A 19,133-nucleotide genomic window follows, 5' to 3' on the forward strand; every position below is an offset into this window, starting at 1 on the left:
GGATTGCAGACATGCCAAAAGGGGGATCCTGCGATCCCCTGCTCAAATCCGGCTAAATGGTGTCAGTTCATCCAGCGATCGCTTTTCTTACGGCGCGGCAGCATGTGCGGCAGTAACAGGCCCAGCAGCAGGCCGACGCCCAGCACGCCGCCGCCATACATAAACCACTGCATGATGATGGTGCGCTGCTTATCATCCAGCTGAACGTTAGCGGCGCTGACTTTCTTCTGCGCGACGATCAGCTCATTTTTCAGCTTCTGATTCTCGCCTTTCAGCCCGTTGATAACGCCGTCGCTGCTGGCGACTTTGTTCTGCATCTCAGCCGTGCGCTGGTTCCAGCTGTTGTCGATGTTATCCAGTTTGGCAGTCAGATCTTTCACCTGCTGCTCAAGCTGAGGCACCCGGGTGCGCAGGCTCGGATTAGCACTGAGCTGCGACAGGGGGATCCAGGTGGTGCGGCCTTCCGAATCACGGATCTGGCCATAATGCGTGTCATTGTTGGTCTGTAACAGCTGCACCTCTTCCCCGGCGTTCAGCTTACCGAGCAGGCGAAACTGATCGCCCGGTCCGCTGCGAACCCAGGTTGAAAGTTCATCAGAAACATAGCGTTTTTCTTCGGCATGGGCAGGTGCAAGGGTGCTAAGGGCCAGCAAAGTGAGTCCAGCGAGAGTAATTTTTTTCATTCGATTTCGTTTGGCTTAGTCTGACTAAAAATTTACCGGCACAGTCTGGAGAGGCCTCGCATAAATCTGAATGAGAACTATCCTGGTCTCATGAGAGTGCGAAAAGGTCTGCGAAAGAGCAAAGAAAGCAGAGACAGCGCGGCTTCTGTGCATTAATCTTCGCCTGATAACCCCTTGCCCTCCAGGCGACAGCTTGAGTAACCTGCTGATAATCGCCTGAAATATGCAGGAAACACCCTCTTAAGTGCCAGCGGCGTAGTGAATAAAAAATTATGACCATCGAAATCGAACTAAAGTTCATTGCAACTCCACAGGCGGCCGGGAAACTGGCTGAACTGCTCTCCACTCTGCCGCATCAGCATCAGGCTGCTCGCGAGCTGACCAACATCTACTTTGAAACCGACGACAACCAGCTACGACGCTGGGATATGGGATTGCGTATCCGCGGCGTAGACCAGCGTTATGAAATGACGCTGAAAGCGGCGGGGCAGACGCTCGGCGGACTGCATCAGCGCCCGGAATACAACGTTGAGCTCAGCGAACCGGTTCTGGACATTGCACGCCTGCCGGCAGAGATCTGGCCGCAGGGCACCGATGTCGCGGCGCTGCAGCCGCGCTTGCAGCCCCTGTTCACCACCCATTTCCAGCGCGAGATCTGGCTGATCACCACAGGCAACAGTGAAATTGAAGTGGCGTTTGATCAGGGCGAGGTCACGGCAGGTGATCTCAGCGAACCGCTGTGCGAGATCGAGCTGGAGCTGAAACGTGGCGAACGCCAGGATCTGCTGGCCTTCGCACAGCAGCTGGTGGCGCTGGGCGGTCTGCGTATGGGCAGCCTGAGCAAAGCTGCCCGCGGCTATCAGCTGGCGCAGGGTAATCCGCCGCGCCAGATACAGCCTTTCCCGCTGCTGAAAGCGGGCGCCAAAGCCACCGTAGAGCAGGGCATGGTGGCCGCGATGTCAGCAGGACTTCATCACTGGCAATATCATGAAGAAGTCTGGCTGCGCGGCAATGCGGCGGCCCAGGATGCGGTGCGCGAAGCGCTGGATCTGCTGCGTCAGGCGTTCAGCCTGTTTGGTGCGCTGGTGCCGCGTAAAGCCAGCAGTGCGCTGCGTCAGCAGCTGACCACGCTGGAAGAGACGCTGGTGAATGAAGAGCAGGATGCTGCCACTTTCTGCTTATCTTCCCTCTCGGTTGAGACGCAGCTGGCGCTGACACACTGGCTGGCTGAATCTCAGTGGCGTCAGTGGATCGATGCCAAAGGGGAAGCCAAGCTGCAGGGTTCCTATAAACGCTTCAGCGACATTATGCTGAGCCGCGTCAATGCCGATCTGAGAGAAACGTTCATCACGGTAAAACAACCCAACGAGTATCAGGACAAAGCTACCCGTCTGGCGCGTCAATTGCTTACCGTCCACCTGCTGGCGGGATTCTATCCGTCTGAGGCGGTCGTGAGCTGGCTCGACCCGTGGCAACAGCTGCTGTCGGCAATTCATGAAAAACAGACGTCCGGGTTAGCCTGGCTGGCGATGCAGGCGCTGAAACAGCCTCCGTTCTGGCTCACCAGCGGCGCTGGTCGCTAACGGGCATTCCGTCACGCCATCAAGGAGGGAGTTATGTTGTCAGCACTTCCCGCGTTGCTACGCGACCAGGCCGAAGAGGCCGCCCGACAGATTGGGGTTCCGCTGGCTTCGTTAAGCCCGGAGCAGGCTGCCGGACTGGCTTTCAGCGATTTTGTGCTGGAAAACCTGCAACAACATCCCGACTGGTGGCAGGCGATGCTCGACCAGCCGCCGCAGCCTTATGAGTGGCAACACTACTCTGCGTGGCTCGATCAGGCGCTTAGCGGCATCGACAGTGAAGCGAGCCTGATGCGCGAACTGCGGCTGTTTCGTCGCCGTATGCTGGTACGCATCGCCTGGATGCAGTCTCTGCAGCACGCTACAACCGAACAGAGCCTGCAACAGCTCAGCGCATTAGCCGAAGTGCTGATCAGCCGGGCGCGTGACTGGGTTTATCAGGATTGCTGTCGTGATTTTGGTACGCCCTGTAATGCGGACGGCGACGCGCAGCCGATGCTGATTCTGGGCATGGGCAAGCTGGGCGGCGGCGAACTCAATTTTTCTTCTGATATTGACCTGATCTTTGCCTGGCCGGAAAACGGCACAACGCGTGGCGGACGGCGTGAACTCGACAACGCTCAGTTCTTTACCCGCATGGGACAGCGGCTGATTAAAGTGCTGGATCAACCCACCATGGATGGTTTTGTCTATCGGGTGGATATGCGTCTGCGCCCGTTTGGCGACAGCGGCCCGCTGGTGATGAGCTTTGCCGCGCTGGAAGATTATTACCAGGAGCAGGGACGCGACTGGGAGCGTTACGCCATGGTCAAGGCGCGGCTGATGGGTGATGACCACGATCGCTGGAGCCTGGAGCTACAGCAGATGCTGCGACCATTCGTTTACCGCCGCTACATCGACTTCAGCGTGATCCAGTCGCTGCGTAACATGAAAGGGATGATCAGCCGTGAAGTGCGGCGACGCGGGCTGAAAAACAATATCAAACTGGGTGCGGGCGGCATCCGTGAAACCGAATTTATCGTGCAGGTATTCCAGCTGATTCGCGGCGGGCGTGAGCGCTCGTTGCAGCTGCGCTCACTGCTGCCGACGCTGGAGGCGATCAAAACCCTGGCCCTGCTGCCCGCGGAACAGGTCGATGCGTTGCGTGTTGCCTACCTGTTCCTGCGGCGGCTGGAGAATCTGCTGCAAAGCCTGGGCGACGAGCAGACCCAGACCCTGCCAGAGGATGAACTGGATCGCGCCCGGCTGGCGTGGGCGATGGATTGTGCCGACTGGCCTGCTCTGATGACCCGGCTCGACGGCCAGATGGCGGCGGTGCGCGCCATCTTCGACGAGCTGATTGGCGAAGATACCCCTGAGATTGGCGATCAGCGTGAGCTGGCAGAGTTTCAGGTGCTGTGGCAGGACCAGCTGGAGGATAGCGAACTGGCGCCGCTGGTGCCGCAGCTCAGTGACGAGCAGCGGCTTACGCTGCACCAGACGCTGGAGGCGTTTCGTCAGGATATCAACCGGCGCACCATCGGCCCGCGTGGCCGTCAGGCGCTGGACCAGCTGATGCCGCGTCTGCTGAGCGAAGTCTGCCCGCGTGAAGATGCGGCGGTGACGCTCGGCCGCCTGACGCCGCTGCTGATCGGCGTACTGACCCGCAGCACCTATCTGGAACTGCTGACCGAATATCACGGTGCGCTGCGCCACTTAATTCGCCTGTGCGCCGCCTCACCGATGGTAGCCAGCCAGCTGGCGCGTCATCCCTTATTGCTGGATGAACTGCTCGATCCCGCCACGCTCTATCAGCCAACCGCCACCGATGCCTATCGCGATGAGCTGCGACAGTATCTGCTGCGCATCCCTACCGAGGACGAAGAGCAGCAGCTGGAAGCGGTGCGGCAGTTTAAGCAGGCACAGCATCTGCGTATTGCTGCCGCCGACATCGCCGGAACGCTGCCGGTGATGAAAGTCAGCGATCATCTCACCTGGCTGGCAGAAGCGATTATCGAATCTGTGGTGCGCCAGGCGTGGAATATGATGGTGCAGCGATACGGCCGTCCTTCGCATCTGAGTAATGAACATGAACGCGGTTTTGCCGTGCTGGGCTACGGCAAACTGGGGGGCTGGGAGCTGGGTTACAGTTCTGACCTCGATTTGGTGTTCCTGCATGACTGCCCGGCAGACGCGGTGACAGAAGTGGAGCGCAGCATCGATGGCCGTCAGTTCTATCTGCGCCTCGCCCAGCGCATCATGCATCTTTTCAGTACCCGCACCTCCTCCGGCATTCTCTATGAAGTGGATGCGCGCCTGCGTCCTTCGGGCGCGGCGGGCATGCTGGTCAGTACCTTTGAGGCCTTTGAAGAGTATCAGCGCAGTGAAGCCTGGACCTGGGAGCATCAGGCGCTGGTCCGGGCACGCGTCGTCTTTGGCGAGGCGGCACTGGGTGAACGTTTCAGCGTGATTCGTCAGGCGATTCTGTCGCTGCCACGTGCCGCTGAAGCGCTGCAAACTGAAGTACGTGAGATGCGTGAAAAAATGCGCGCTCACCTCAGCAACAAACATAAAGGTCGCTGGGATATTAAAGCCGACGCGGGCGGCATCACCGATATTGAATTCATCGCCCAATATCTTGTCTTACGCTACGCCGCTGAGCAGCCTGAACTGACGCGCTGGTCTGACAATGTGCGCATTTTCGAGCTGATGGCGAAGTACCATAAAATGCCCGCCGATGAAGCACAGGCGCTGACGCAGGCTTATGTGACGCTGCGCGACGCATTGCACCATCGCGCCCTGCAGGAACAGCCCGGCCACGTTGAGCCAGAGGCCTATGCAGCGGAGCGGCAGACGGTTCTGAGCAGCTGGCAGCGCTGGCTGATAACGCCTGCGTCTATCCTGGCGTGATGCTGATAGCACAAATCGCAACTGTGCTATCATCCGCGCACTATTTTTAATGCAGTCTGGAGTGTCTGGAATGAAAGTGACTCTGCCCGCGTTCGGCCAAGCCTCAGTGCTGGTTGTTGGCGATGTAATGTTGGATCGTTACTGGTATGGCCCAACCAGCCGTATCTCCCCTGAAGCGCCGGTTCCGGTGGTGAAAGTGGACACGGTTGAAGAGCGCCCTGGCGGCGCGGCAAACGTGGCGATGAACATTGCAGCACTCGGTGCCGCGTCGCGCCTGATTGGCCTGACTGGCGAAGATGATGCGGCGCGTGTGTTGAGTAACACGCTGAAAGACGTCAACGTGCATTGTGACTTCGTGGCGGTCAAAAGCCATCCGACCATTACCAAACTGCGCGTGCTTTCCCGTAATCAGCAGCTGATCCGCCTCGATTTTGAAGAGGGCTTTGATCAGGTCGATCCGGAGCCGATTCACCAGAAAATGCGTGATTCACTGGCTGCCGCGGGTGCGCTGGTGCTGTCCGATTACGCCAAAGGCGCGCTCTCCAGCGTGCAGACCATGATTACTCTGGCGCGCGAAGCGGGCGTACCGGTATTAATCGATCCGAAAGGCACCGATTTTGCGCGCTACCGTGGCGCGACGCTGCTGACGCCGAACCTCTCTGAGTTTGAAGCCGTGGTCGGCAAATGTAAAAACGAAGAGGAAATTGTGGCGCGCGGCACCCAGCTGATCGCCGATTTTGACCTCTCCGCGCTGCTGGTGACCCGTTCAGAAAATGGCATGACGCTGCTGCAGCCGGGCAAAGCGCCTCTGCATCTGCCCACCCAGGCACAGGAAGTCTATGACGTGACCGGTGCGGGCGATACGGTGATTGGCGTGCTGGCGGCGGCATTAGCGGCCGGTGATTCGCTGGAAGAAGCCTGTTTCCTTGCCAACGCGGCTGCGGGTGTGGTGGTGGGGAAACTGGGTACGTCTACCGTCAGCACCGTTGAGCTGGAAAATGCGATTCATGCCCGCCCGGAACAGGGTTTCGGCATCATGACCGAAGCGCAGTTAAAAGCCGCCGTGGAGATGGCCCGCCGCCGTGGCGAAAAAGTGGTGATGACCAACGGCGTGTTCGACATTCTGCATGCCGGTCATGTCTCCTACCTGGCAAATGCCCGCAAGCTCGGCGATCGACTGATTGTCGCGGTGAACAGCGATGCGTCGACTAAACGTCTGAAAGGCGAAAGCCGTCCGGTGAATCCGCAGGAAAACCGGATGATCGTGCTGGGCGCGCTGGAAGCGGTCGACTGGGTGGTGGTATTTGAAGAGGATACGCCGCAGCGGCTGATTGCGGGCATTCTCCCTGACCTGCTGGTCAAAGGGGGAGATTACAAGCCGGAAGATATCGCGGGCAGCAAAGAAGTGTGGGCAAATGGCGGCGACGTTCAGGTGCTGAACTTCGAAGATGGTATCTCCACTACCAACATTATCAAAACCATCCGCGGCAGCTAAAACGCAGCGTAAGCGGGAGCCGCGCTCCCGCTTAAAGGCTTATTCGGGCTTGTTGTCCACAACAGGTTTCACCACGTCCGCAACCGGTGACGGCGAGGCTGCAGGTGAGGTCGCTACGGCGGCTGATGGTGTGGTCGCGGCAGCAGGTGTTACTGGTGCGGTTGCCGTCGGCGGCGTACCGGCTGATGACCCCTGACTTTCCAGCTGCGCCAGACGCTGCTCCAGCGCCGCCAGCTTCTCACGTGTACGCAGTAATACCTGCGTCTGCACATCAAACTCCTCACGGTTGACCAGATCCATCCGGGTCAGCTGCGCCTGAAGAACCTGACGAATTTTCTTTTCGACATCATCACCAAACTCACGAACACCTTTAGGCATCGCTTCGTGAACCTGACGGGCAAGTTGTTCAATTTTTTTCGTGTCGATCATGATGATTTCCTGGTTACGGGGAGCTGTGTCAGCGTGTTTACCAACGTAATAAGTGTTAAGTGTAATGCCAGAAATGAAAAGGATAAACCTCAAATCGGTAACGCAGGAAATGCAAAAGCAATTGCGCTATTGATGATTGCCGCCTCAAACGATCGGCGTTATAGTTAAAGTGCTTATTCTCAGGGCGGGGCGCAATTCCCCACCGGCGGTAAATCAGCTTCGGCTGAAAGCCCGCGAGCGCTTTATCTTGATGAAAAGAGAGGTAAAGGTCAGCAGATCCGGTGTAATTCCGGGGCCGACGGTTACAGTCCGGATGGGAGAGGGTAACGACATCTGTCGGACAATTGTGTCTGCTTCACGTTATTGCCACGTCTTTTTGACGTCACTCCTAAGCACGCCCTGATTCTGGTAACCCATACATTTTAAGGTTTTTATTACCATGAATCAGACGCTACTTTCTGAATTTGGCACGCCTGAACAGCGTGTAGAACGTGCTATCGCCGCCCTGCGTGAGGGACGCGGTGTGATGGTACTCGACGATGAAAATCGCGAAAACGAAGGCGACATGATCTTCGCCGCAGAAACCATGACCGTTGAACAGATGGCACTGACTATCCGTCACGGCAGCGGCATCGTCTGCCTTTGCCTGACCGAAGCGCGTCGCCAGCAGCTCGATCTGCCAATGATGGTGGAAAACAACACCAGCTCTTTCGGCACTGGCTTCACCGTGACCATTGAGGCCGCAGAAGGCGTCACCACGGGCGTCTCCGCGCAGGATCGTATCACCACCATCCGCGCCGCCATTGCCGATAATGCCAAACCCACCGATCTGCATCGCCCTGGTCATGTCTTCCCGCTGCGTGCCAGCGAAGGCGGCGTATTAACCCGTGGCGGGCATACCGAAGCGACTATTGATTTAGTCACCCTGGCCGGCTTTAAGCCCGCAGGTGTGCTGTGCGAACTGACCAACGACGATGGCACCATGGCCCATGCGCCAGAAGCGATTGCGTTCGCCCGTCAGCACAACATGCCGGTGGTGACCATCGAAGATCTGATCGCCTGGCGTCGCGCGCACGAAACACGCCACGCCAGCTAATCTGGCTGCCGCGATAAACAGGCCCCTCCCGGGCCTGTTTTTCTTCCTGCCGTCCAGGGATGGCGCGGCCTGACCGCTGACTTCTCCTCTCTCCTTCATGCCGAAAGCGCTGTTAAACCTGCCACGTTAAATTTCATTCAAATTTCCTGATGATCACCATCATGGTTATCCGCGTGATAAAGCAGCGGATGCGCGTATCGTAATGGCTATCAAATACTCGATCCCGGGGATCACGAATGAGCCAGTTACGAATGCCAGCGCTGTTTTTGGGTCACGGCAGCCCGATGAATGCTCTTGAAGAGAATCGCTATACCGCCGCGTGGCGTCACCTGGGCGATACTCTGCCACGTCCACGCGCGATTATTGCGGTTTCGGCGCACTGGTATACGCGTGGCACCGCCGTGACGGCAATGGCACAGCCTGAGACCATTCATGATTTTGGGGGCTTTCCGCAGGCGCTGTTTGATACGCGCTATCCGGCACCGGGATCGCCTGAACTGGCGCAGCAGCTGGTGGAGCAGTTAGCGCCCATTGCGGTGACGCTGGATCACGAGTGGGGACTGGATCATGGTTCCTGGGGTGTGCTGATCAAGATGTATCCGGAGGCCGATATTCCGGTGGTCCAGCTAAGCATTGATGGCACCAAACCTGCGGCATGGCACTTTGAGATGGGTCAGAAACTGGCTGCACTGCGCGATCAGGGTGTGATGATTGTCGCCAGCGGCAACGTGGTACATAACCTGCGTAAAGTGCGCTGGGATGGCAACAGCGAAGTTTATCCATGGGCCAGCAGTTTTGAACAGTTTGTCCGCGATAACCTGGCGGTGCAGAGCGATGCTGCTTCTCATCCGCTGGTTAACTTTATGGATCATCCTGGTGCGGCGCTTTCTAATCCGACACCTGAGCACTATCTGCCGCTGCTCTATGTACTTGGCGCACGTCAGCCGGATGACGCCATCAGCATTCCGGTTGATGGCATGGAGATGGGTGCGATCAGCATGTTGTCGGTTCAGGTAGGTTAGGGCGAAGCTGACAGCCATAGAAGAGCTTATTGTGCAGGGAACACGGTCAGAAGAGGAAAGCGTCCCGCGCCAGGGACGGCGCGGGCCGAGCGTGTCATGGATGACGGCTTTTGCGTCTTTCCGATCTGACCGTGTTCTTTGCGCAGGCTCGGTCTAACCGCTAAACCAAACGGAGATTATTGCGGTGCATTAACCGATAAAAGCGTGCGGATAGAAACGGGAAAGATCCTGCGTGATCAGGTCGCGATCTTCCCGCAGGCCGATACCGGCCGGTTGATCGTCAATCAGCCAGCTGCCGATCAGCGTATAGCTGTCGCCAAACTTAGGCAGCGGATGGAACTGCTGGACGATCATTCCCTCTTCGCCATACGGCCCATCGACGCGGGCGATCTCCTGACCATTTTCCACGATGCGGATGTTGGCACCTTCACGTGAAAACAGCGGCTTCACCACATATTTGTCCATGTGCGGCACGTCATCTTCCGCGAACCAGGCGGGCAGCAGGTTAGGGTGATTCGGAAACATCTCCCACAGCAGCGGCAGCAAGGCTTTATTCGAGATAATGCTTTTCCAGGCCGGTTCCAGCCAGCGCACGCCAGCATCGCCCAGCTTGGTGGAGAACATCTCACGCAGCATGAATTCCCACGGATAGAGCTTGAACAGGTTGCTAATCACCTGATCCTGGGCGTCGGTAAATTCCCCTTTCTCGCCCAGTCCAATTTCATCCATGTAGAGAAACTCACTCGGCAGTCCCGCTTCGGTGGCGCAATCCTGAAGATATTGCACGGTGCCGCGATCTTCGTCGGTGTCACGGCAGCAGGCGAAGTGCAGCCAGTTGAAGCCGTGCTGCTGATGTAACGCGGCGAAGCGTTCAATCAGCTTTTCCTGCAGGCTATTAAACTGATCGCTGCCTGCGGGGAGCTGACCGGCGTTAAGCTGGTCCTCCAGCCATAGCCACTGGAAAAATGCCGCTTCATACAGCGAGGTCGGCGTATCGGCATTGTTCTCCAGCAGCTTTACATCGCCTTTGCCATCCCAGGCGAGATCCAGACGAGAGTAAAGCGAAGGCTGACGCTGATGCCATGAATCGCGCACAAAGTCCCAGGTGTGTTTAGGAATGCGGAATTTAGCCAGCAGCGCTTCGCTGTTAACCACTTTTTCCACCACCTGCAGGCACATTTGATGTAATTCAGCGGTCACATCTTCCAGATGCTCGATTTGCGCCAGCGTGAACTGATAATAAGCATCTTCACACCAGTAGGGTTCACCATGCATGGTGTGAAAACGAAAACCGAACTCGGTGGCTTTTTCGCGCCAGCCTGGGCGCTCTGAAATGGCAATGCGTTCCATCGGGGCGTTAGCCTCCCATTGAGCGGCTGGAAGTGCCGCTGGCGCTGCTACGCTGCATGCTGTTCTGCTTCGCGACGGTTTCACCAAAGCCACCACGGGTAATGGTGGAGGTGGTAGCCGGTTTTGGTGCCAGCGCCGTTTTCGGCACGGTCATGCTTTTGCCGGATGTTGCTGCACCATAATTACGGCCTGATGCATCAACAAACTGACCATTGGCCGGGCTGCGGGCATTTTTCGGTGAGAAGAGCGGTTGCTGTGCAAAGCCCGAACCACCGCCCATCATGCGACCCATCATGTAACCTGCCATCAGTGGCATCCAGAAGCTGCCGCCACTCTGCTGCGATTCCGCATTAGTGGTGCCCACGCCCGCCTGAGCCGGTGTCTGCTGACACTGGTTTTCACCAAATTCAGCGACACAATCTTCACGCGTGGCATATTTTGGCGCGGTGCGTTCCGCCTCTTTTTTGGCTTCATTGAATGCGGTAGTACATTGCGCACTCTGGCCCGGATTGGCTTTTGAACAGTCATCGGCATTCTGGTACATCGAAACTGTTTCGTCGTTCTGTTCACAACCAGCCAGCATAAATACCGCCGAAACGGCGATAGCAACGGGCGTTAAATGGCGTGCCTGCCAGCTCTTGCGAAAAGCGGCATAGCGAATAGATTTTGTGCGTTTCATTATGATTATCCTGTGCCCAAAGGTAGCGCATAGAATAGGGGATGGGGGGGTAAAATTGAAGCTGGAGGCCTGATACAACAGGGATCTTTACTTAGTTATACGTTCAACAGAGAGACGGGCCGCAAAGCAGCCCGTCCGCTCATTAATTACCGAAAGGATTACCGCTGCTGTGGCGAGCCGCAGGACGTGCTGCCTCAGAAGAGCCGGTTGCTGCCGGACCGCTATCCACGCGCGCGGTCTGCTGTGCATTTTCCGGTGCTACCGTTTCCGGTGAGGTCGGGATCTCTTTACCCAGCTGGCTGTTCAGTTTCTGCAGGCTCTGCTCATTGAGCGTACCCAGCGCATAGCTGATATTCAGCTGGTTAATCAGATAGCTATAGCGCGCATCAGAGAGCTGCTGCTTAGCGTTGTAGAGCACGGTGGTTGCATCCAGCACATCAACGATAGTACGCGTACCAACCTGATAGCCCGCTTCTGACGCATCCAGAGAGCTTTGCGCAGAGACCACGGCCTGTTTATAAGCGTTGATGCTGCTGATAGAAGCATTCACGTTGTTAAACGATGAGCGGACTGTCTGAACCGCAGAGCGGTGCGCGCTTTCCAGTGATTCACTGGCGCTGACGAAGCTGTACTGCGCCTGTTTCACCTGAGAGGTGACGCTGCCGCCGCTATAGAGTGGCAGTGAGAAGCTCAGACCCACCTGGTTAGAACCGGTAATGGAGTCAGTAGACCCCTGGCTCTGGTTCGCACGGCTGCCGCCATATTTGCTGTTCGACATGCCGGTAGAGGCCGTCAGACCCAGCGTCGGCATGTGGCCAGCTTCAGCTGAGCGGATCTGCTCACGGGCTAAATCCTGGTTCAGACGCGCAGAGAGCAGCGACAGGTTACGGCTTTCCGCCTGCTTAAGCAGCGCGCTGACCGGTTCGGGCTTATCGGTTCTGAAGCGATCAATGCTCAGCGACGCCAGCGACATGTAGTCCATGCCGGTGATCTGACGCAGCGTTTCCACGTTGTTATCGAGGTTATTACGCGCGGTCACTTCGTTAGCCAGCACGCTGTCATATTGCGCACGGGCGTTCTGTACGTCAGTAATGGCAACCAGACCAACGTTAAAGCGCTGGGTAGTTTGATCCAGTTCGCGATAGATCGACTGTTTCTGCGCTTCGGTGTAAGAAAGGGTATCAATCGCTTTCAGCACGTTGAAGTAGGCGGTCGCGGTGTTCAGAATCAGATCCTGCTGCGCCACCTGATAGGTCACATCCTGAATACCGGCAGCTTTTTCCTGCAGGGTCAGTGCGCGCCATTTCGACATGTCGAAAATAGTCTGGGTTAATTGCAGCGAGCCGCTGGTCGTGTTGGAATGGAGACCGCTACTGTCGCGATAGCCGTTGTTATAGGTGTAGTCTGCACCCAGGCCGAGCTGGGGTAATAATGGGCTACGCGCTTCGTTGATTTTCTCAAAGGCAGAATCGCGATCGGCAGCGGCGCTGCGCAGATCCGGGTTGCTCAGACGTGCTTGTTGATAAACCTGAAGCAGGTCTTCGGCCTGGCTGGCGAAGCTGAAACCGCCCAGGCTCAGCCCAATAAAAAATGGGAGCAGTTTTTTCATTTGCATTCCTTTTGTTGCAGCAAATTGCAGTGGGTGCGCTGCCGGGTAAGCCAAAAAATTATCGCCGATTCTAGCAGAGGGCAACTGTGAGATAAGTTGGCTGAACGTGCCTTCTCCCCCTAATTTACGTAAATAATTCAGAAAGAACCACTTACATGGAGCACGGTTACAGGCTTTTTTCGCTCCACCCCAATCTGCATAAGGAACCCGATGATGCCGGAAGAAAAAAAATCCCCTGTGACTTTCACAAAAAACGATGTAGAAATTATTGCACGCGAAACCGTCTATGATGGTTTTTTTTCCGTCGTACGTTATCGCTTCCGCCACCGCCAGTTTAACGGCGAAATGAGTGGGGAAGTACAGCGCGAAGTTTTTGAGCGCGGACATGCCGCCGTGCTGCTACCTTATGATCCCTTACGCGATGAAGTGGTGCTGATTGAACAGATCCGCATCCCGGCTTATGACAGCAGTGTTTCGCCCTGGCTGCTGGAGATGGTCGCCGGCATTATTGAGCCCGGTGAATCTGTTGAGCAGGTCGTGCGCCGTGAAGCCGTTGAAGAAGCAGGATTAGAGGTCGGCCGGATTAAGCCCATGCTTAACTATCTGGCCAGCCCTGGCGGCACCAGCGAACGTCTGTCGGTGCTGATTGGGGAAGTGGATGCCAGCCAGGCAGAGGGATGCCATGGTCTGGAGGAAGAGAATGAGGATATTCTTGTCCATGTGGTAAGCCGCGAACAGGCTTACCGCTGGGTGGAAGAGGGGATAATTGACAATGCGGCGTCTGTCATCGCCCTGCAATGGCTGGCGTTGCACCATGAGAAACTACGCGAAGAGTGGATACAAAAATGAAACAGCGCTATACCCCTGACTTTCCCGAAATGATGCGGCTCTGCGAAACCAATTTCGCCCAGTTACGCCGCCTGCTGCCGCGTAACGATGAGGCGGGAGAATCGGTGATCTATCAGGTGAGTGGCGCCCGTTATCAGCTGACGATCCAGGAGTCCACACGCTACACCACGCTGGTGGAGATCCGCCAGGTCGCGCCTGCCGTGAGTTACTGGAGTCTGCCCTCGATGTCGGTAAGGCTCTATCACGATGCGATGGTCGCCGAAGTGTGTTCAACTCAACAGATCTATCGTTTCAAAGCGCGCTATGATTATCCTAATAAAAAATTGCATCAGCGCGATGAAAAACATCAGATAAACCAGTTTCTCGCAGACTGGCTGCGCTACTGCCTGGCACATGGTGCGATGGCAGTTCCGGTCTGCTGATGCGTATAATGCAGTAAATGGCGTGGAGACGAAGGAAACGCTTTGGATAGCCTGCTAACTCTTCCTGCAGCGAACGGTTCCGAAATCAGGATTTTGCAAATCACGGATACCCACCTGTTCGCGGGAAAACATGAATCGCTGCTTGGGGTGAACACCTGGTCGAGCTATAAAGCGGTGCTGGATGCGATTATTGCGCAACATCGCGACTACGACCTGATTATCGCCACCGGCGATCTCGCCCAGGATCACTCTATCGAAGCCTATCAGCATTTTGCTGAGGGCATCTCACGTTTGCCGCGGCCCTGCGTCTGGCTGCCCGGTAATCATGATTTTCAGCCCGCGATGTTCGACACGCTGGCAGCCGCTCATATCAATGCCCACAAGCAGGTGCTGGTGGGTGAGCAGTGGCAGATTGTGTTGCTGGACAGCCAGGTCTCGGGTGTGCCGCACGGGATGCTGAGCGATTATCAGCTGGAGTGGCTCGATAACGCGCTGGCCCGCTATCCGCAACGTCATACGCTGGTCCTGCTGCACCACCATCCGCTGGCCTCTGGCTGTACCTGGCTCGATCAGCACAGCCTGCGCAACTCACATCAGCTTGATGCGGTGTTACAGCATTACCCGTTAGCCCGGACGCTGGTCTGTGGTCATATTCACCAGGAGCTGGATGTTGAGTGGCACGGTCGTCGTGTGCTGGCCACCCCTTCAACCTGCGTTCAGTTCAAACCGCACTGCACCAGCTTTACGATCGATACCGTGGCACCAGGCTGGCGCTGGTTCACGCTGTATCCGGATGGCGGCCTTGAGACCGAGGTTAACCGGCTCGACACCGACGCTTTTCGTCCCGATTTAGACTCAGAAGGATACTGACGCGTGGCGGCATTACTCTATCTGCACGGTTTTAACAGCTCGCCGCAGTCGGCTAAGGCGACGCAGTTCCGGCAATGGTTAGAGGCGCAGCATCCGGAGATCGAAATGATCGTGCCCCAGCTGCCGACGTTTCCGGCCGATGCCGCCGCAATGCTGGAAGATCTGGTACTGAGCCGCAGCGGCGAAACGCTGGGGCTGGTGGGCTCGTCGCTGGGCGGTTATTACGCCACCTGGCTGTCGCAATGCTTTATGCTGCCTGCTGTGGTCGTCAATCCCGCGGTGCGGCCTTTTGAGCTGCTGGCGGATTTCCTGGGCGAAAATCAGAATCCCTACACCGGCCAGCAATATGTGTTAGAGTCACGCCACATTTACGATCTGAAAGTAATGCAGATTGAACCGCTGGAAGCGCCCGATTTACTCTGGCTGCTGCAACAGACCGGCGATGAAGTTCTCGATTACCGTCAGGCGCTCGACTATTACAGCGCGTGCCGTCACACGGTAGAAGAGGGCGGAAATCATGCATTTACTGGATTCGAGCGCCATTTCCCGCAGATTCTGGACTTTCTCGGTCTGAATCATCCCTGAGTAATGCGGAAATCGCACCCCATTTCACCCTTCTAATCAGACATTTACGATGAGTCAATCTAACTATAACGCGGATGCCATTGAGGTCCTGACTGGCCTTGAGCCTGTTCGCCGTCGCCCGGGGATGTACACCGATACGACGCGGCCCAACCATTTGGGTCAGGAAGTGATTGATAACAGCGTCGATGAGGCGCTGGGCGGCCACGCGAAGCGGGTTGAAGTGATTCTGCACGCTGACCAGTCGCTTGAAGTTATTGATGATGGTCGCGGCATGCCGGTGGATATTCACCCGGAAGAGGGCGTGCCTGCCGTCGAGCTGATCCTGTGTCGTCTGCACGCGGGCGGCAAGTTCTCCAATAAAAATTATCAGTTCTCGGGCGGCCTGCACGGCGTCGGCATCTCGGTGGTTAACGCCCTGTCAAAACGCGTCGAAGTCACGGTGCGCCGTAATGGCGAAATCTATGACATGGCGTTTGAGAACGGCGACAAAGTCCAGGATCTCACGGTTACCGGCACGGTGGCTAAACGCAACACCGGCACGCGCGTCCATTTCTGGCCCGATGAAAGCTTCTTCGACAGCCCACGTTTTTCGGTGTCACGCTTATCACATCTGCTGAAAGCCAAAGCGGTGCTCTGTCCTGGCGTTGAGATTGTCTTTAAAGACAAGCTGAACAATACCGAACAGACCTGGTGCTACGAAGATGGCCTGACGGACTACCTGTGCGAAGCGGTGAATGGCTTACCGACGCTGCCGGAAAAACCGTTTGTCGGCAGCTTTGCTGGCGATGTGGAAGCGGTTGACTGGGCGCTGTTGTGGCTGCCGGAAGGCGGTGAGCTGTTAACTGAAAGCTACGTTAACCTGATCCCGACCATGCAGGGCGGGACTCACGTCAACGGCCTGCGTCAGGGGCTGCTGGATGCGATGCGCGAGTTCTGCGAATACCGCAACATTCTGCCGCGTGGCGTGAAGCTCTCCGCTGAAGATATCTGGGATCGCTGCGCCTATGTGCTGTCGGTAAAAATGCAGGATCCGCAGTTCGCCGGGCAGACCAAAGAGCGTCTCTCTTCACGTCAGTGCGCAGCCTTTGTCTCTGGCGTGGTAAAAGATGCCTTCAGCCTGTGGCTGAACCAGAATATCCAGATCGCAGAGCAACTGGCTGAGCTGGCGATCTCCAGCGCCCAGCGACGTATGCGGGCAGCCAAAAAAGTGGTGCGTAAAAAGCTCACCAGCGGTCCGGCTCTGCCGGGCAAACTGGCGGACTGCACCGCGCAGGATCTGAATAAAACAGAACTGTTCCTGGTCGAAGGGGACTCGGCAGGCGGCTCGGCCAAGCAGGCGCGCGATCGTGAATATCAGGCGATCATGCCGCTTAAGGGCAAGATCCTTAACACCTGGGAAGTCTCTTCCGATGAGGTGCTGGCGTCGCAGGAAGTGCATGATATTTCCGTGGCGATCGGCATCGATCCCGACAGCGAAGATCTTTCACAGCTGCGCTACGGCAAGATCTGCATTCTGGCGGATGCGGACTCGGATGGTCTGCACATCGCCACGCTGCTGTGTGCCCTGTTCGTGAAACATTTCCGTTCACTGGTCAGAAACGGACACGTCTACGTTGCCATGCCGCCGCTCTACCGTATCGATCTCGGTAAAGAGGTCTACTACGCGCTGGATGAAGATGAGAAAGAGGGCGTGCTGGAGCAGCTGAAACGCAAAAAGGGCAAACCTAACGTTCAGCGCTTTAAAGGGCTGGGTGAGATGAATCCCTTGCAGCTGCGCGAAACGACGCTGGATCCGAATACCCGCCGTCTGGTACAGCTGACCATCAGTGAAGAGGATATCGACCAGACGCTGCGCATGATGGATATGCTGCTGGCGAAGAAACGCTCCGAAGACCGGCGTAACTGGTTGCAGGAAAAAGGCGACAAGGCCGATATCGAAGTGTAAAAGAACAGGACGCGAAAGCGTCCTGTTCTCTTTGTGCTTCAGCCAGCACATCCCCGGAGAACCCGGCAGATTCAGAGCAGAGACAGTAATCCTTGTGAAAATTACCCTGGAAGAGTTACGTGCCTGGGTGGCGGTGGTGGACAGCGGTTCCATTACCGCGGCGGCATCCCAGCTGGCGCAGACCAGTTCGGGCATCAGCCGGGCGTTGTCCCGGCTGGAGAGCAAGCTGCAGACCACCCTGCTGCATCGCACCACCCGACGGCTGGCGCTGACCGAAGAGGGACAGGTTTTTCTGGAGCATGCGCGACAGATCCTGGCCTCGGTTGAGCAGGCCGAAGAGCAGATAGCCCTGCGGCGCGAGATGCCGTCAGGGCGGCTGCGGGTAAACGCCGCCACCCCTTTTATGCTGCATGTGATTGTGCCGCTGGTGGACGATTTCCGCGCCCGCTATCCCCTGATCCAGCTTGAACTGAATACCGACGATATCCTGATCGATCTGCTGGAGCAGCAAACGGACATTGCCATTCGCATCGGCGAACTGCGCGACTCTACGCTGCGCGCCCGGATGCTTGGCAGCAGTGCGATCCGGCTGATGGCCAGTCCGGCCTATCTGGCGAAAGCGGGCACCCCGCAGAGCGAGGCCGATCTCGCGCAGCATCAAATCATCGGCTTCAGCCATCTTGAGGCGCACAACGTCTGGCCGATCTGGCAGCCTGATGGCGATTTCATGCGCATTAAGCCCACAATCTCTGCCTCCAGCGGCGAAACCATCCGGCAGCTGGCGCTGGCAGGACAGGGGATCGCACGCCTCTCCGACTTTGTCAGCCGGGAAGATTGCGCGGCAGGCCGGCTGGTGCCGGTTCTCCCCGCTGAAACCCGCGAGCTGCGGTTGCCGGTGCATGCGGTCTATTACCGCAACACCACGCTCTCTTCGCGCATCGGCTGCTTTCTGGATTTTCTCCGCACCGAGATTGATCGGCGTCAGCTGCTATGATCTCTCCTGCCATAATAAAAAACCCCTGTCATAGGGCAGGGGTTTGGAGATGCTGGCAAGTCTGGCCGGATTCGCTGTGAGATTGTGCTTGCACAGGGAACACGGTCAGATCGGAAAGGCGCTCAAGCCAGTCCCTGGTCGCTCTACCCGCGCCATCCCTGGCGCGGGACGCTTTCCTCTTCTGACCGTGTTCCCTTCGCGTTGAGCTAATTCATTGCTGCCAGAGGCACTCAGGTTTGAGGTTGTCAGCAGCCTTGACCCCTTTTACCGAAAAGGGGTTAAGCCTTCAGCACGAATCAGGCGCTGGGTTCCAGCACCAGAATCTTCACATCCACCACATCATCTTTAATGATGGCGCGATGCGCATCCATGTGCGGCATCTGCTGATGCTGCTCCAGATGACGCAGCGTTTCCCACTGTTCCAGCATAAAAATGGAGTCCGGCGAGTTCTGTTTCCACGGCACCTGCGCCTGATGGTCCAGCAGCGCGTCATACTGATGGCAGCCTTCTTCTTCTAAAACCAGCGGGATCAGTTTTTTCACCGCATCCAGCACGGCCTGACGGCGACCGGGTTTGACACAAATTTCAGCAACGACTGTTAACATTCGCGAATTCCTCTTTCGTGGGAAAATAGGG

General features: G+C 56.9%; 17 protein-coding genes and 1 riboswitch. Of the genes, 11 read left to right on the forward strand and 6 right to left on the reverse strand.

Going from position 1 to position 19,133, the window contains the following annotated elements:
* Positions 1-62 precede the first annotated feature (62 nt).
* Positions 63-683 (reverse strand): TIGR04211 family SH3 domain-containing protein, encoded by a 621-nt coding sequence (locus tag ACVKSX_RS12375; RefSeq protein ID WP_010671133.1) that lies wholly within the window; start codon positions 681-683, stop codon positions 63-65.
* Positions 684-955: 272 nt separating this feature from the next.
* On the opposite strand from ACVKSX_RS12375, the gene ACVKSX_RS12380 reads away from it, so the two are divergent.
* From ACVKSX_RS12380 to hldE, 3 genes are all read left to right on the forward strand, one after another.
* Positions 956-2,266, forward strand: coding sequence for a CYTH domain-containing protein (locus ACVKSX_RS12380; protein ID WP_010671132.1), 1,311 nt, complete (start codon positions 956-958; stop codon positions 2,264-2,266).
* 33 nt (positions 2,267-2,299) lie between these two features.
* The gene (glnE, locus tag ACVKSX_RS12385; RefSeq protein WP_354438884.1) at positions 2,300-5,152 is read left to right on the forward strand and encodes a bifunctional [glutamate--ammonia ligase]-adenylyl-L-tyrosine phosphorylase/[glutamate--ammonia-ligase] adenylyltransferase; all 2,853 of its coding nucleotides are present in this window, start codon (positions 2,300-2,302) and stop codon (positions 5,150-5,152) included.
* 70 nt (positions 5,153-5,222) lie between these two features.
* Entirely contained in the window at positions 5,223-6,647 is a 1,425-nt protein-coding gene (gene hldE / locus ACVKSX_RS12390; protein WP_010249049.1) for a bifunctional D-glycero-beta-D-manno-heptose-7-phosphate kinase/D-glycero-beta-D-manno-heptose 1-phosphate adenylyltransferase HldE, read from the forward strand.
* Positions 6,648-6,686: 39 nt separating this feature from the next.
* Here hldE and ubiK read toward each other — a convergent pair whose 3' ends face one another.
* The gene (gene ubiK / locus ACVKSX_RS12395) at positions 6,687-7,076 is read right to left on the reverse strand and encodes a ubiquinone biosynthesis accessory factor UbiK (protein ID WP_022623887.1); all 390 of its coding nucleotides are present in this window, start codon (positions 7,074-7,076) and stop codon (positions 6,687-6,689) included.
* 171 nt (positions 7,077-7,247) lie between these two features.
* Positions 7,248-7,405, forward strand: a riboswitch (FMN riboswitch).
* A gap of 110 nt (positions 7,406-7,515) precedes the next feature.
* Here ubiK and ribB point away from each other — a divergent pair.
* Positions 7,516-8,172 (forward strand): 3,4-dihydroxy-2-butanone-4-phosphate synthase, encoded by a 657-nt coding sequence (gene ribB / locus ACVKSX_RS12400; RefSeq protein ID WP_022623886.1) that lies wholly within the window; start codon positions 7,516-7,518, stop codon positions 8,170-8,172.
* A gap of 236 nt (positions 8,173-8,408) precedes the next feature.
* Entirely contained in the window at positions 8,409-9,194 is a 786-nt protein-coding gene (ygiD, locus tag ACVKSX_RS12405; RefSeq protein ID WP_062758427.1) for a 4,5-DOPA-extradiol-dioxygenase, read from the forward strand.
* Positions 9,195-9,383: 189 nt separating this feature from the next.
* On the opposite strand, the gene ACVKSX_RS12410 is transcribed toward ygiD, so the two are convergent.
* The 3 genes from ACVKSX_RS12410 to tolC all read right to left on the reverse strand — a co-directional run bounded on the left by ACVKSX_RS12410 (position 9,384) and on the right by tolC (position 12,832).
* Positions 9,384-10,544 carry a glutathionylspermidine synthase family protein gene (locus tag ACVKSX_RS12410; RefSeq protein WP_033769850.1) on the reverse strand — a complete coding sequence of 387 codons (1,161 nt, stop codon included), beginning with the start codon at positions 10,542-10,544 and terminating at the stop codon, positions 9,384-9,386.
* A gap of 7 nt (positions 10,545-10,551) precedes the next feature.
* Positions 10,552-11,223, reverse strand: a complete 672-nt coding sequence (locus ACVKSX_RS12415; RefSeq protein ID WP_010249037.1) for a DUF1190 family protein — start codon at positions 11,221-11,223, stop codon at positions 10,552-10,554.
* Between the two features lie 142 nt (positions 11,224-11,365).
* Positions 11,366-12,832, reverse strand: a complete 1,467-nt coding sequence (tolC, locus tag ACVKSX_RS12420) for an outer membrane channel protein TolC (RefSeq protein WP_010249035.1) — start codon at positions 12,830-12,832, stop codon at positions 11,366-11,368.
* 213 nt (positions 12,833-13,045) lie between these two features.
* Between tolC and nudF the strand changes: the two genes are divergently transcribed.
* The 6 genes from nudF (at position 13,046) to ACVKSX_RS12450 (ending at position 18,497) form a co-directional block, all read left to right on the forward strand.
* On the forward strand, positions 13,046-13,681 hold the full coding sequence (gene nudF, locus ACVKSX_RS12425; protein WP_033758832.1) for an ADP-ribose diphosphatase: 636 nt from the start codon (positions 13,046-13,048) through the stop codon (positions 13,679-13,681).
* On the forward strand, positions 13,678-14,103 hold the full coding sequence (locus tag ACVKSX_RS12430; RefSeq protein ID WP_008925735.1) for a DUF1249 family protein: 426 nt from the start codon (positions 13,678-13,680) through the stop codon (positions 14,101-14,103). Before nudF ends, ACVKSX_RS12430 begins: the two co-directional genes overlap by 4 nt.
* 42 nt (positions 14,104-14,145) lie before the next feature.
* The gene (cpdA, locus tag ACVKSX_RS12435; protein ID WP_010671125.1) at positions 14,146-14,973 is read left to right on the forward strand and encodes a 3',5'-cyclic-AMP phosphodiesterase; all 828 of its coding nucleotides are present in this window, start codon (positions 14,146-14,148) and stop codon (positions 14,971-14,973) included.
* A gap of 3 nt (positions 14,974-14,976) precedes the next feature.
* Positions 14,977-15,558, forward strand: coding sequence for an esterase YqiA (yqiA, locus tag ACVKSX_RS12440; RefSeq protein ID WP_010249032.1), 582 nt, complete (start codon positions 14,977-14,979; stop codon positions 15,556-15,558).
* Between the two features lie 49 nt (positions 15,559-15,607).
* Positions 15,608-17,503, forward strand: coding sequence for a DNA topoisomerase IV subunit B (gene parE / locus ACVKSX_RS12445; protein ID WP_010249031.1), 1,896 nt, complete (start codon positions 15,608-15,610; stop codon positions 17,501-17,503).
* Between the two features lie 94 nt (positions 17,504-17,597).
* Positions 17,598-18,497 (forward strand): LysR substrate-binding domain-containing protein, encoded by a 900-nt coding sequence (locus ACVKSX_RS12450; protein ID WP_163799441.1) that lies wholly within the window; start codon positions 17,598-17,600, stop codon positions 18,495-18,497.
* Between the two features lie 296 nt (positions 18,498-18,793).
* Here ACVKSX_RS12450 and ACVKSX_RS12455 read toward each other — a convergent pair whose 3' ends face one another.
* Complete coding sequence (locus tag ACVKSX_RS12455; protein WP_010249029.1) at positions 18,794-19,102, reverse strand: putative quinol monooxygenase; 309 nt, start codon at positions 19,100-19,102, stop codon at positions 18,794-18,796.
* Between the last annotated feature and the right edge of the window lie 31 nt (positions 19,103-19,133).

This window comes from Pantoea sp. PvP021 (assembly GCF_054056055.1).

Bases quoted from the DNA above. Each gene is read 5' to 3' on its own strand.
- ACVKSX_RS12430 (WP_008925735.1), top strand. From the start codon at position 13,678: ATGAAACAGCGCTATACCCCTGACTTTCCCGAAATGATGCGGCTCTGC.
- ribB (WP_022623886.1), top strand. From the start codon at position 7,516: ATGAATCAGACGCTACTTTCTGAATTTGGCACGCCTGAACAGCGTGTA.
- ACVKSX_RS12415 (WP_010249037.1), bottom strand. From the start codon at position 11,223: ATGAAACGCACAAAATCTATTCGCTATGCCGCTTTTCGCAAGAGCTGG.
- tolC (WP_010249035.1), bottom strand. From the start codon at position 12,832: ATGAAAAAACTGCTCCCATTTTTTATTGGGCTGAGCCTGGGCGGTTTC.
- ACVKSX_RS12410 (WP_033769850.1), bottom strand. From the start codon at position 10,544: ATGGAACGCATTGCCATTTCAGAGCGCCCAGGCTGGCGCGAAAAAGCC.
- ygiD (WP_062758427.1), top strand. From the start codon at position 8,409: ATGAGCCAGTTACGAATGCCAGCGCTGTTTTTGGGTCACGGCAGCCCG.
- hldE (WP_010249049.1), top strand. From the start codon at position 5,223: ATGAAAGTGACTCTGCCCGCGTTCGGCCAAGCCTCAGTGCTGGTTGTT.
- ACVKSX_RS12375 (WP_010671133.1), bottom strand. From the start codon at position 683: ATGAAAAAAATTACTCTCGCTGGACTCACTTTGCTGGCCCTTAGCACC.
- ACVKSX_RS12380 (WP_010671132.1), top strand. From the start codon at position 956: ATGACCATCGAAATCGAACTAAAGTTCATTGCAACTCCACAGGCGGCC.
- parE (WP_010249031.1), top strand. From the start codon at position 15,608: ATGAGTCAATCTAACTATAACGCGGATGCCATTGAGGTCCTGACTGGC.
- nudF (WP_033758832.1), top strand. From the start codon at position 13,046: ATGCCGGAAGAAAAAAAATCCCCTGTGACTTTCACAAAAAACGATGTA.
- glnE (WP_354438884.1), top strand. From the start codon at position 2,300: ATGTTGTCAGCACTTCCCGCGTTGCTACGCGACCAGGCCGAAGAGGCC.
- ubiK (WP_022623887.1), bottom strand. From the start codon at position 7,076: ATGATCGACACGAAAAAAATTGAACAACTTGCCCGTCAGGTTCACGAA.
- ACVKSX_RS12455 (WP_010249029.1), bottom strand. From the start codon at position 19,102: ATGTTAACAGTCGTTGCTGAAATTTGTGTCAAACCCGGTCGCCGTCAG.